Origin of the sequence: Morganella sp. BCCO 40_0007, assembly GCF_032989665.1 — a bacterium.
GTDB lineage: Bacteria > Pseudomonadota > Gammaproteobacteria > Enterobacterales > Enterobacteriaceae > Morganella > Morganella sibonii.
Genome location: NZ_JAVBIN010000006.1, coordinates 114770 through 128386, shown reverse-complemented (window position 1 = coordinate 128386; position 13617 = coordinate 114770). Strand labels below are relative to the sequence as shown.

General features: G+C 54.2%; 11 protein-coding genes. All 11 read right to left on the bottom strand.

Features of this window, described 5'->3' with window-relative positions; genetic code table 11:
- The gene (gene mraY, locus R5268_RS08830; protein WP_107678991.1) at positions 1–1083 is read right to left on the bottom strand and encodes a phospho-N-acetylmuramoyl-pentapeptide-transferase; all 1083 of its coding nucleotides are present in this window, start codon (positions 1081–1083) and stop codon (positions 1–3) included.
- Positions 1077–2450: a UDP-N-acetylmuramoyl-tripeptide--D-alanyl-D-alanine ligase gene (gene murF / locus R5268_RS08825; RefSeq protein WP_317419217.1), complete on the bottom strand. Its 1374-nt coding sequence runs from the start codon at positions 2448–2450 to the stop codon at positions 1077–1079. The genes mraY and murF overlap by 7 nt, the downstream gene beginning before the upstream one ends.
- A complete protein-coding gene (gene murE / locus R5268_RS08820; RefSeq protein WP_218454440.1) occupies positions 2447–3934 on the bottom strand; it encodes a UDP-N-acetylmuramoyl-L-alanyl-D-glutamate--2,6-diaminopimelate ligase in 1488 nt (495 codons plus the stop codon). The genes murF and murE overlap by 4 nt, the downstream gene beginning before the upstream one ends.
- Positions 3921–5714 carry a peptidoglycan glycosyltransferase FtsI gene (ftsI, locus tag R5268_RS08815; RefSeq protein ID WP_107678994.1) on the bottom strand — a complete coding sequence of 598 codons (1794 nt, stop codon included), beginning with the start codon at positions 5712–5714 and terminating at the stop codon, positions 3921–3923. Before ftsI ends, murE begins: the two co-directional genes overlap by 14 nt.
- A 7-nt stretch (positions 5715–5721) precedes the next feature.
- Positions 5722–6039, bottom strand: coding sequence for a cell division protein FtsL (ftsL, locus tag R5268_RS08810; protein WP_004238454.1), 318 nt, complete (start codon positions 6037–6039; stop codon positions 5722–5724).
- On the bottom strand, positions 6036–6977 hold the full coding sequence (rsmH, locus tag R5268_RS08805; protein ID WP_054424041.1) for a 16S rRNA (cytosine(1402)-N(4))-methyltransferase RsmH: 942 nt from the start codon (positions 6975–6977) through the stop codon (positions 6036–6038). Before rsmH ends, ftsL begins: the two co-directional genes overlap by 4 nt.
- Complete coding sequence (gene mraZ / locus R5268_RS08800) at positions 6978–7436, bottom strand: division/cell wall cluster transcriptional repressor MraZ (RefSeq protein WP_004238452.1); 459 nt, start codon at positions 7434–7436, stop codon at positions 6978–6980.
- Positions 7437–8105: 669 nt separating this feature from the next.
- Positions 8106–9110, bottom strand: coding sequence for a catabolite repressor/activator (gene cra, locus R5268_RS08795; protein WP_046894510.1), 1005 nt, complete (start codon positions 9108–9110; stop codon positions 8106–8108).
- 84 nt (positions 9111–9194) lie between these two features.
- The gene (gene ilvN / locus R5268_RS08790) at positions 9195–9686 is read right to left on the bottom strand and encodes an acetolactate synthase small subunit (protein ID WP_046894511.1); all 492 of its coding nucleotides are present in this window, start codon (positions 9684–9686) and stop codon (positions 9195–9197) included.
- Between the two features lie 2 nt (positions 9687–9688).
- The gene (gene ilvI / locus R5268_RS08785; protein ID WP_317419216.1) at positions 9689–11410 is read right to left on the bottom strand and encodes an acetolactate synthase 3 large subunit; all 1722 of its coding nucleotides are present in this window, start codon (positions 11408–11410) and stop codon (positions 9689–9691) included.
- A 282-nt stretch (positions 11411–11692) separates the two neighbouring features.
- Positions 11693–13501 (bottom strand): AMP-dependent synthetase/ligase, encoded by a 1809-nt coding sequence (locus tag R5268_RS08780; RefSeq protein ID WP_218454441.1) that lies wholly within the window; start codon positions 13499–13501, stop codon positions 11693–11695.
- Positions 13502–13617 lie beyond the last annotated feature (116 nt).

Genomic DNA, 13617 nt, shown 5'->3' with positions numbered 1-13617 from the left:
TTAACGTACCTTGAGTGTCGCCAGACCGATCAGCACTAACATCAGAGAGATAATCCAGAAGCGGACAATCACCCGCGGCTCAGGCCAGCCTTTTAATTCATAATGGTGATGAATAGGTGCCATCCTGAAAATACGCTGACCGCGTAATTTGAAGGAGCCGACCTGTAAAATCACCGACAGAGTTTCCACCACGAACACACCGCCCATAATCAGCAGCAGGAATTCCTGGCGCAGCAGAACAGCAATCGTACCCAGCGCGCCGCCGAGTGCCAGCGAGCCGACATCGCCCATAAAGACCTGTGCCGGATAGGTGTTAAACCACAGGAACCCCAGCCCTGCACCGACAATCGCGGTACAGACAATCACCAGTTCCCCGGCATACGGCAGATACGGGATATTCAGATAATGAGCGAAATTCACGTTACCGGTCGCCCAGGCTACCAGTGCAAAACCAGCGGCCACAAAGACGGTCGGCATAATCGCGAGGCCGTCGAGGCCGTCTGTCAGGTTTACCGCGTTACTGGTACCGACAATGACGAAATACGCCAGCAGGATATAGAGCACACCCAGCTGCGGCATCACATCTTTAAAGAACGGCACCACCAGCTGTGTCGCCGGGGTGTCTTTGCCGATGGCATACATGCTGAACGCCACGGTCAGCGCCAGTACGGACTGCCAGAAATATTTCCAGCGGGCTATCAGCCCTTTGGTGTCTTTACGCACAACTTTGCGGTAGTCATCAATAAACCCGACAATACCGTAGCCGATCAGCACCAGCAGCACACACCAGACATACGGGTTATCCAGACGCGCCCACAGCAGAACAGAAATGGCGATGGAAAACAGGATCATCATGCCGCCCATGGTCGGGGTACCGCGCTTGCTGAAGTGCGATTCCGGCCCCTCGCTGCGGACAACCTGGCCGATCTGCATTTTCTGAAGATACGCAATCACATGCGGCCCCATCCATAATGCGATAATCAGCGAGGTCAGCAGGCCGACGATGGCGCGGAACGTCAGATAAGAGAAGACGTTAAACGCAGTGTGAAACTGCACCAGATACTCAGCCAGCCAAATCAGCATGCGACATTCTCCTGCAAGGCGTGCACAACTTCTTCCATTGCGGAGCTGCGTGAACCTTTAACTAATATTGAAATTGATGAATGCTGTGCCACCAGAGGTGCCAGCGCAGCAATGAGGGTTGTTTTATCAGCGAAATGGCATCCCTGGCACTCATCACTGATAAAATGACTGAGCTGACCGGCGGTAAATACCGCATCCAGCCCGGCATCACGGGCAGCCTGCCCGACTCTGCGGTGACTCTCTTCGGCATAACCGCCCTGTTCGCCGATATCCCCGGCAACCAGCACACGGTATCCCGGTAACTGTGCCAGCACACGGATTGCTGCAATCATTGAGCCGTCATTTGCATTGTAAGTATCGTCAATCACCAGCTTACCGGGAGCTATCTCAACCGGATATAAGCGGCCGGGAACCGCACGGGTCTGCGCCAGACCACTGCGGATATCCGCCAGTGTTGCCCCGGCAGAAAGTGCCAGTGCCGCCGCCGCAAGTGCGTTGGCGATATTGTGACGCCCCGGCTGCGGCAGAGTGACAGCGGTGCTGCCTGCCGGTGTGTGCAGGGTAAAATCGGTGGTCAGCGGATTCATCACCACACCGGTGGCGTAAAAATCAGCCTGCGGATGCGGATCAACGGAGAAACTCCAGCGGGTCTGGCGCGGGGTCAGATGAGCCTGCCAGTGAGTGATATCATTGCTTTCGAGATTAATAATGGCGGTGCCTTCGTCCGTCAGGCCGGTGAAAATTTCCCCTTTCGCCTGTGCGATGGCCTCTGCGGAACCAAATTCACCGATATGGGCGGCAAACAGGTTATTCACCAGTACAGTCTGCGGATGTGTCATCGCGGCGGTATAGGCGATTTCACCGGTGTGGTTGGCACCCAGTTCAATCACCGCAAACTGATGTTTTTCTGTCAGACGCAGCAGTGTCAGCGGTACACCGATATCATTGTTAAAGTTACCGGCGGTAAACAGCGTTTCACCTGCCTGCTGTAAAATGGCAGCCGTCATCTCTTTAACAGACGTTTTGCCGGAAGATCCGGTCAGTGCGACGACTTTTGCCCCGCTGCGGTCACGGTTGCCTTTTGCCACCGCACCCAGCGCAAGGCGGGTATCTTTAACGATAATCTGCGGGCAGCTCACGTCCATACGGCGGTTTACCAGGACGGCGGCAACGCCTTTCGCGGCTACATCCGCAATAAAATCATGAGCATCAAAACGTTCACCGGCCAGGGCGATAAACAGCGCACGTTCACCGATAGTGCGGCTGTCCGTGGTAATGCTCTCAATCATTTCTGATGACGCGTGACCGCTGAGGATAAGCTCCCCGGCGGTCAGTTGTGCGATATCAGCAAGGGAGAACGGGATCATGCCATCACTCCCAGCAGGCGGGCGACGGTCAGACGGTCGGAGTAATCCAGACGGCGGCTGCCGACCAGCTGATAATCCTCATGTCCTTTTCCTGCCACCAGCACCACATCATCGGGTTTTGCCTGCATCACCGCAAATGTCACAGCTTCCGCACGTCCCGGGATCGGCAGTGCGCGGGAGGTATCAACCAGTCCGGCCATAATGTCATTGATGATAGCCTGCGGCTCTTCGCTGCGCGGATTGTCGTCCGTGATCACCACCACATCGGACTCCTGCTCAGCGATTGCCCCCATCAGCGGACGTTTGCCTTTATCGCGGTCACCGCCGCAGCCGAAGACACACCACAGTTTGCCTTTGGTATGCAGACGCGCGGCACTCAGGGCTTTTTCCAGTGCATCCGGGGTGTGGGCGTAATCCACCACAACGGTCGGACGGTTATCCGCCGTGAACACTTCCATCCGGCCGCAGACCGGTGTTAACGCGGTGGCGCTGTTCAGCAGTGCGTTCAGGTCATAACCCAGGGCCAGCAGTGTTGCCGCGGCCACCAGAAGATTGCTGACGTTAAATGCGCCCATCAGCGGGCTGTCCAGCTCACCGTCCCCCCAGCTTGAGGTAAAGGCGATATGAGCACCACTGTCGTGATAATTCACGGAAACGGCTTTCAGGAAACGTCCCTGCCAGTTGGCGGGCAGGTTATCTTCCATTGTGACGGCTACCGCTTCCGGCAGTCTTGCCAGCCATTTCAGCCCGGTCTCATCATCCGCATTAATAATTTTTTGTTCGCTGTGATGGGTTGAGAACAGCAGCCATTTGGCGGCTTCATAATTAGCCATATCACCGTGGTAATCGAGGTGGTCACGGCTTAAGTTGGTAAAGACGGCAGCACGGAACGGCAGTGCCGCCACGCGGCTTTGTACCAGTCCGTGAGAGGAGACTTCCATCGCCGCCACGGTGGCACCTTTTTTCGCCAGTTTATCCAGTTCGAGCTGGATATCCACCGCAGAGCCGGTAGTGTTTTCTGTCTGGATCACATGACCGAGCAGCCCGTTACCGACCGTTCCCATCACAGCGCTGGTTTCGCCCATCGCCTGTGTCCACTGCGCCAGCAGCTGAGTGGTGGTGGTTTTGCCGTTAGTCCCGGTAACACCGATCAGTTTCAGACGCTCCGCCGGATGGTGATAGAACTCACCGGCCAGGCGGGATAATTTTTCATTCAGATGGCTGAGGTAAACCACCGGTACGCCATGCAGTACCTGCACACTGCCGTCTTCCGCCGCACCATCCGCTTCCGCCACCACGGCAGCCACGCCCTGAGCGATGGCCTGAGGAATGTAGTGACGCCCGTCAGACTGGTGGCCTTTTACCGCCAGGAACAGATCACCGGCAGCCGCTTTGCGGCTGTCCAGGGTCATATCACGTAACGCCTTAGCCGGTGCATCAACACCGAGCGGCGCGAGTAAATCGCGCAAATTACGATCTGCCACTTGTACCCTCTTTTGGTTTATTAGTAACCACTTCATTAGTTTGTTCTTCCGGTGTCAGCGCATCCGGTTCCACGTTCATTGTCCGCAGAACACCGCCCATGATGGCACCGAATACCGGTGCGGAGATCGCACCCCCGTAATACTTGCCGCCCTGCGGGTCGTTGATAATCACAACCAGAGCAAAACGCGGACGGCTTGCCGGTGCAACCCCGGCGGTGTAGGCGATATAGCGGTTCACGTACTTTCCGTCATCGCCCACTTTTTTCGCGGTCCCGGTTTTAATCGCCACGCGATACCCTTTGATCGCAGCGCGCGTTCCGCCGCCGCCCGGTAACGCAACACTTTCCATCATCTGAACCACGGTTTTCATCACCGGCTCAGGGAAGACGCGGGTACCCGGTACAGGCGGGTCCACTTTCGTGATGGACAGCGGGCGGTAGATCCCGAAACTGCCGATTGTTGCATAGGCCCGCGCTAACTGTAACGGTGTTACCATCAGCCCGTAGCCGAAAGAAAAGGTGGCCCTTTCAAGTTCAGACCACCGTGTTTTTTTACTTGGATATATGCCACTGCTTTCCCCGACCAGCCCCAGATTGGTCGGTTTTCCCAGCCCGAAACGCGAATAGACGTCCACGAGTTCCTGAGCGGGCATCGCTAACGCAAGTCTTGAAACCCCTACGTTACTCGATTTCTGTAAAATACCGGTGATGGTCAGTTCGGCATAACGGCCTACGTCTTTGATTTCATGACCACTGATCCGGTACGGATACGTATTCACCACGCTGTTCGGTTTGATGATGTTATTGTGCAGCGCACTCATCACCACCAGAGGTTTTACCGTCGAGCCCGGTTCAAAAATATCGGTGATAGCACGGTTACGCATGGCATCTTTCGGCGTTCCCTGGAGGTTGTTGGGGTTATAGGACGGGCTGTTCGCCATCGCCAGAATTTCCCCGGTGTTCACATCCACCAGAATCGCTGTGCCGGACTCCGCTTTGTTCAGTGCCACCGCACTGCTGATCTCGCGGTATACCAGCGCCTGTAAACGTTCATCAATACTGAGTGTCAGATTGTGTCCGGCCTGACTTTCACGGGCGATGGTGTCTTCAATAACACGGCCGCCGCGATCTTTCCGGACTGTCCGCTGTCCCGGAACCCCGGTCAGCCAGCGGTCAAAGCTTTTTTCGACCCCTTCAATCCCCTCATCATCAATGTTGGTAACACCGATAATGTGTGCGGTGACTGAACCGGACGGGTAATACCGTTTTGATTCTGCCTGTAAATAAATTCCCGGCAGATTCAGTTTTTTCACGTAATCGCCGATGGTCGGGTTGACCTGGCGCGCCAGGTAAACAAAGCGGCCTTTCGGGTTTGCCGTGACTTTGCTTTTCACCTGGTCGAGCGGAATATTCAGCGCTTCGGACAGTGCGCGCCAGCGGGTGTCATCCCCTACCCCGCCTTTGTCAGCTAACTCTTTCGGGTCTGCCCAGACCGCATTCACCGGTACACTGACAGCCAGAGGCCGCCCCATACGGTCGCTGATCATGCCGCGTGCGGTCGGGATCTCCTGGACACGCAGCGAACGCATGTCACCTTCTTTCACCAGCATGTCCGGGTTGATAATCTGTAAATACGCCACCCGGATCAGCAGTGCGGCGAGGGCAATCCCGATACCGCCGCATAACAACGCAAAACGCCAGCTGATAAAACTGGCTTTTTCTTCCGGACGTTTGATACGGGCTCCGCCCTGCGTTTTGCCTGCTGATTTTTTGTTTTTCATGCCTTCGTCATTTCGTTACGACAATTTTTTCGTTTGCCGGGTCCACATGCTGCATACTGAGACGCTCAACGGACAGGCGCTCGACACGGCTGTGATCCCCCAGGGCGTTCTCTTCCAGAATCAGGTTACGCCATTCGATATCCAGCGAGTTACGCTCCAGCACAAGATGTTCCCGCTCTGCGGTCAGCAGACGTGTTTTATGTGCCGTGATAACCACAAAAATTGCGCTGACGATCACGGCGATAAATAAAATCGCAGGGATAAATCCGTGGCGCAGCAGGTCACGACAAATAACGCGGGCTAAATTGTGCCGTTCTGTGGTCATGCTTTCTCCGCAAAGCGCAGTACAGAGCTGCGGGCACGCGGGTTAACACTGATTTCCTGTTCCGACGGTTTCATTTTTCCCGCCAGTTTCAGTGCCGGTGTGCCGTGCGCTTTCAGTTGCTCTTCCGTCAGCGGTAATCCGTGCGGGACCTGCGGTCCGCGGCTTTCGTTGCGCATAAACTGTTTTACAATCCGGTCTTCCAGTGAGTGGAAGCTGATCACGGATAAACGTCCGCCCGGTGCCAGAATGCTCAGTGCGCCGGTCAGTGCCTGGCGGATTTCATCCAGTTCACTGTTCACATAGATGCGGATTGCCTGGAAGCTGCGGGTCGCCGGATGCTTGTGCTTTTCTTTCACCGGTGACACCGCGGCAATCAGTTCTGCCAGCTGTTTTGTCCGTGTCAGCGGCTCTTCTGTCTTGTTCCGTTCAACAATGGCGCGGGCAATCCGTTTTGAAAAACGCTCTTCGCCGAAGTTTTTCAGTACCCACGCAATATCTTCTTCTTTGGCTTCGGTCAGCCACTGTGCGGCAGAAATCCCCCGCGTCGGATCCATACGCATATCCAGCGGCCCGTCACGCATAAAGGAGAATCCGCGCTCCGCATCATCCAGTTGCGGGGAAGACACGCCCAGATCGAGCAGAACACCGTCAATCTGTCCGCCCAGTTCCAGCTCATTCACATAACCGGCAATACCGGAAAACGGACCGTGAATAATGGAAAAACGCGGGTCGTCAATCTGTGCTGCTGCGGCAATCGCCTGCGGGTCCCGGTCAATAGCGATCAGACGCCCCTGTGCCCCGAGTTTTGATAAAATCAGACGGGAATGCCCGCCGCGGCCGAATGTGCCGTCGATATAAATACCGTCTTCACGGATCTGTAATCCGTTAACGGCCTCATCCAGTAAAACACTGGTATGCTGAAACTGACTCTCTGCCATTTAAAGTGATAAATCCTGTAACCGGGCGGATAAAGGTCCGGATGCCGTCTGCCCGGCAGCAATATCATCCTGTACCTGCTGATACCACGTCTGTTCGTCCCACAGCTCAAACTTGTTGAACTGCCCGACCAGCATGACTTCTTTGGTTAACCGCGCATGTGTGCGCAGTGTACCGGCTAACAAAAGACGTCCCGCACTGTCCATCTGACATTCAGTGGCATGACCCAGCAGCAGACGCTGAACACGGCGTTCTGTCGGGTCCATGGTGGACAATTGTGCCAGCTTCAGTTCGATCAGTTCCCATTCCGGTAAGGTGTAAAGCAGCAGACACGGCTGGTGGAGATCGATAGTACAGACCATCTGACCTTCCGACTTTTCAGCAAGCAGCGACCGGTACCGTGCCGGTACGGTTATGCGCCCTTTGCTGTCAAGATTAACCAGTGTTGCCCCGCGAAACATACGTTTCTCCGCTCAGTTTTACCCCGAACTACCACTTTCACCCACAATTCCCCACCAACAGAGTTTACGAATGGTACGAAAAGCTTGTCAAGCCAGAGCTGACAAGGTTCCGTTTCCGTTATCGGGGAATAAAGGGGTGAGAAAATATGGGATTTTTTGCTTCAGGGAACAGAAGTGAGGTAACACACTGATTCAAATCAGAAAAAAATTCACATAATACGCACTCGGTTAACCGGGGCAAATTATACCGAATCTGACGAAAGAAAGATGCATTTTTGCGAGGTACCCCTCACTTTCAGGATAAAAATTGACCACCAGGGTAACCCCCCCGGAATTTTTAATTCAGTTATCTGTGCTGTTACTTTCTGTTACAGTGCGTGATTATCTGATATTTGAAAATATAAAATTCATCATATCAATAAGATAACTATTGCAAAACGGAACGGAAGATAATTTTCGCTATATACCCATAACCACAATAAGTGTATTTGCCGGGGAAAAAAGGGGCTCTGTGAAAATTGTCAATTTCTGTCAATCAGCAGAATTGAAAAAAAATCTTAGGATTCCTCTCAAAAAGGGTTTTTCATCTGTTTTCGGCGGATATAAATAAAAATACCTATACGTTTCCGTACAGGTATCAGAAAAAATAATAACTTTACGGTCTGAATATTACCGGCGGCTCAGACTTCCGCGGCGGCACAGATCACGGCGGATCCGGGTAATACCCGCTGCCGGTTTCTGTTTTTCATCCAGACTTGCCAGCACTAGCTCCAGTACACGCTCCGCGATGTCACGATGACGCTGCGCAACGGACAGAACCGGACACTCCAGGAAATCCAGCAGTTCATGATCACCGAAGGTCGCGATCACCAGCTGCCCCGGCAGACGGCCGCTGCGGGCCAGTGTGGCATCCATCACACCCTGTAACAGCGCGAATGATGTGGTGAACAGTGCGTCCGGCATCGGGTTGTTTTCCAGCCAGCTGTCAAACGCTTTCGCGGCGGCGTCACGCTCATAGCTGTCGGCATACAGGAAATTCACGTTACGTGCATCACCTTCCCAGGCTTCACGGAATCCCTGTTCACGCAGGAAACTGACGGAAAGTTCCGGTAACGCGCCGAGATAAACCACCGATTCTGCCGGGAACTGACGCAATTCGGATGCCAGCATTTTGGCGTCCTCAAAGTCATCCCCGACCACACTGATAAAGTGCTCATTTTCCAGTGCGCGGTCAAGCGCGACAATCGGCAGCGAGCGGTTTGCCCAGCGCTGATAGAACGGATGCTCAGGCGGCAGAGCGGTGGAAACGATAATCGCATCCACCTGACGCTGTAACAGGTGTTCCACACAACGGATTTCGTTGTCAGGCTGGTCTTCGGAGCAGGCGATCAGCAGCTGATAACCACGGCTGCGCGCCTGGCGCTCCAGATAATTTGCGATGCGGGTATAGCTGGTGTTCTCCAAATCCGGGATCACCAGTCCGATAGAGCGGGTACGGCCTGCACGCAGACCGGCGGCTACCGCATTCGGATGGTAATTATGTTCACGAACCACCGCCATCACTTTTTCGACAGTTTTGTCACTCACACGATATTGTTTTGCTTTTCCGTTGATGACATAACTGGCCGTCGTGCGCGACACACCGGCAAGGCGGGCGATTTCATCCAGTTTCACGTTAACCCCTTACAAATCAGGAAACGGCCCGAACAACGGGCCAAATAAGAAGAGTGATCAGTTTACCCTTTCACCGCAAATATTTCACCGCATTATTTTTTCACCGCGCGACATCCCGACGATGCCGGAGCGGGCAATCTCAACGATTTCAGCAAAGCCGCGCACCGCATCCAGAAAGGCATCCAGCTTTTCAGTGGTGCCGGTCAGCTGTACGGTGTAGAGCGTCGCCGTCACATCGACAATCTGCCCGCGGAAGATATCCGTACTGCGTTTGACCTCATCCCGCCCGTAGCCGCTGGCCTGTAATTTGACCAGCATCACCTCGCGCTCAATGTGGGAGGCAGCGGTCAGTTCTGTGACACGGAACACATCCACCAGCTTATTAAGCTGCTTTTCAATCTGCTCCAGCACCCGCGCATCCCCTTTGGTCTGGATGGTCAGGCGGAACAGTGACGGGTCATCCGTCGGGGCAGCGGTGATACTTTCGATATTATACCCGCGCTGGGAAAAAAGCCCTGCCACACGGGATAACGCCCCTGTTTCGTTTTCTAATAAGATTGACAGAATCCGGCGCATGATCAGGTCCTCTCCGTTTTGCTTAACCACATTTCATCCATCCCGCCATTGCGGATCTGCATCGGATAAACATGCTCTTTCTCATCCACCATCACATCGGCGAACACCAGCCGCTTCTCTTCACGGACAATACGCAGAGCTTCCGCAAGCTGTTCACGCAACGTGGCTTTATCACTGATACTGATACCGACATGCCCGTAAGCCTCCGCCAGGCGGACAAAATCAGGCAGCGATTCCATATAGGAGTGCGAATGACGGCCGTGATAGACCATATCCTGCCACTGCTTCACCATACCGAGGAAACGGTTGTTCAGATTGAGCACCAGTACCGGCAGCCCGAACTGTAATGCGGTGGACAGCTCCTGAATATTCATCTGAATACTGCCGTCCCCGGTGACACACACCACCATATCATCCGGTTTTGCCAGCCGGACGCCCAGTGCCGCCGGCAGGCCGAAGCCCATCGTGCCGAGTCCGCCGGAGTTGATCCAGCGGCGCGGTTCATCAAACGGGTAATAGAGTGCGGCAAACATCTGGTGCTGACCGACGTCAGACGTCACATACGCCTTTCCTTCTGTCAGCTCCCATAAGGTGCGGATCACGGTCTGCGGTTTGATTTTTTCCCCGCTCTCGTCGATCGTCAGACATTGTTTCGCTTTCCACTGATCAATACGGCGCCACCAGTCGCACAGCGCATCCGGGTCCTGCTCATCGGTCAGGGACTCAAGCTGTAACAGCATCTGCGCGAGACACAGTTTTGCATCGCCGACTATCGGAATATCCGCCGCCACCGTTTTTGAAATAGAAGCCGGATCGACATCGATATGAATAACCGTTGCCTGCGGACAGTATTTCGCCAGGTTATTGGTGGTCCGGTCATCAAAGCGGACACCGACGGCAAAAATGACATCACTGTGATGCATGGTATTGTTTGCTTCATACGTACCGTGCATACCCAGCATACCGACGCACTGCGGATGAGTGCCCGGAAACGCGCCGAGTCCCATCAGGGAGAGCGCCACCGGCAGACGCAGTTTATCCGCAAGGGTAAAAATCTCAGGGCTGCATCCGGCACTGATGGCACCGCCGCCGATATACATGACCGGACGTTTCGCCTGCATCAGCGTGATAAGCGCGCGTTTGATCTGCCCTTTGTGACCGGCACCGGTCGGATTATACGAACGCAGGCTGACCCGGGCCGGGTAGCTGTATTCATGCTGCTGCTGGACAATATCTTTGGGGAAATCAATCACCACCGGACCGGGACGGCCGGTTTGCGCCAGATAAAAGGCTTTCTTGATGGTGGCGGGAATATCCGCGACATCATGCACCAGGTAACTGTGTTTCACGACCGGGCGGGAGATCCCCACCATATCCACTTCCTGGAAAGCATCGTTACCGATCAGCGCGCTCGCCACCTGGCCGGAGAGCACCACCAGCGGCACGGAATCCATATAGGCGGTGGCAATACCGGTAATGGCATTGGTCGCCCCCGGCCCGGATGTGACCAGCACCACGCCGGTTTTTCCGGTCGCGCGGGCATAGCCGTCCGCCATATGCACGGCCGCCTGCTCGTGACGCACCAGAATATGTCCGATACCGCCCACGGTATGCAGTGCATCATAAATATCCAGAACCGCTCCGCCCGGATAGCCGAATACGTGTGACACGCCCTCATCAATCAGGGAGCGCACAATCATTTCTGCTCCAGTCAACCTCTCCATAAATGCTCTCCTGCCCGTGATTACGGGTTGTAACTGCAAGTGATGTGTTTGTCTGTTTTTAGTTATCTGAGGATTAACATAACGATAAAATGACAGCGCTGGCAAATGCGTTTTTCGGGGAGCAAAAAGCGGAAAAACACAGGAATAAAGGAAATGTCATGATCCGCAGACGATCATGCCTGTGGCAGGAAATCACAAAGCAGAGTTCACTGAGAGAGGGGGAAAAACCGGCGGGATATAAAAACGGCACTGCACAGAAAACCGGCAGTGCCGAAGAGAAAATTATTCCGTATACATCGATTCAATTTCACGCTGATAGCGCTGGGCGATCACTTTACGGCGCAGTTTCAGCGTCGGCGTCAGTTCACCGAGTTCCATAGAGAAATTCTGCGGTAACAGTGTGAAACGCTTAACCTGATGGAATGCAGCGATATTTTTCTGCAACTCTTTCAGACGGCTTTCAAACAGCGCCACAATCTGGCTGTTTTTCAGCAGTTCCATCCGGTCATGATATTTCAGGTTCAGCGCCCGGGCATGCTCTTCCAGAGTGTCAAAGCACGGCACAATCAGTGCGGAGACAAACTTACGCGCATCCGCCACCACCGCAATATGCTCGATAAAGCGATCCTGTCCCAGTGTCCCTTCCAGCATCTGCGGCGCAATATATTTGCCGTTAGAGGTTTTCATCAGATCTTTCAGACGTTCCGTGATAAACAGATTGCCCTGCTCATCCAGCGCACCGGCATCACCGGTCCGCAGCCAGCCATCATCAGTAAATGCCTGACGGGTCTCTTCCGGCTTATTGTAATAGCCGCGCATCACGACCGGCCCGCGTACCTGAATCTCGTTTTCCTCACCGATACGCACTTCCACATCCGGCAGCGGCACACCGATAGAGCCGAGCTGATAGCCGCTGTTTTCCCAGCAGGATACCGTCGCACAGGTTTCTGTCATGCCGTAGCCGTATTTGATATTAATACCGATAGCGAGGAAAAAGCGGATAATTTCATCATCCAGCCGCGCACCCGCTGCCGGTAAGAAACGGACATTGCCGCCGAGGACATCACGCAGCTTGCCGAGCACTTTTTTCTGAGCAAACTGATCACAGTGCGCAGCCAGCCATGACAGCTTTTCACCGCGCTGCTGTGCATCCAGTGTTTTTTTGCCGGTACGTACCGCCCAGTGAAATAACGCACGCTTATACCACGGCGCCTGTGCCACTTTTTCGTAAATACCGCTGAACACTTTCTCATAGAAACGCGGCACCGCACACATCACAGTCGGTTTTACCGATACCATCGCTTTGCGCACCAGATTGGTGTCACTGAGATAGACATTCAGTGCGCCGGTATGCATCACATAGAAACTCCACGCGCGCTCAAAAACGTGTGTCAGCGGCAGGAAACAGAGAGAGACATCATCTTCGGTCAGCGTCAGCCGCTCATCATGCAGATACAGCTGGGCAGCCATATTGCGGTAATCCAGCATCACGCCTTTCGGCTCGCCGGTGGTTCCGGAGGTGTAAATCAGAGTGAAAAGATCATCAAGAGAGCAATCCGCGATGCGCTGCGCCAACTCTTCGGCATAACTGCCGTCGTGCCCGTTCATAAACTGGCGCAGCGTACAGACCGCCGGATGAGACGGGATCGCCGTGTTTTCCGGGTTCATGATGATGATTTTCTGCAGAGACGGGCAGAGAGAGAGCAGCGACAGTGCAATTTCCGCCTGTTTCTGACCATCCACAAACAGGATACGCACCTGCGCATCATTGAGAATATAGGCCGCCTGATCATCACTGCTGGTCGCATAGAGCGGTACCACAATGGCGCGGCACTGAAGAATCGCCAGGTCGGTTAATGTCCACAGGGCGCTGTTGTGCGAGAAAATGGCAACATTTTCCTGAACCTCAACCCCTTCCGCCAGCAGGGCTTCCGCCAGATTTTCACTGAACGTCCCGGCCTGCTGCCAGGTAAAATCAATATGCTGACCCTGTTCACACCACTGTCGCAGTGCGGTTTTGTCACCCCGGCGCTGTTTTTGCTGTTGCAGCCGCGTCACTAAATGATAGTGATGCAAATTTGTTGTTGTCACACGCGTTTCCTTTACTGAGCCGTCAGACTGTACGGTTTCACGTTATGTAATGATTTTCAGCTTACAGTTGTACGCTTAAATTTTTCCGCAAGTGTAGCCTGTTGTCCCCGGGAACA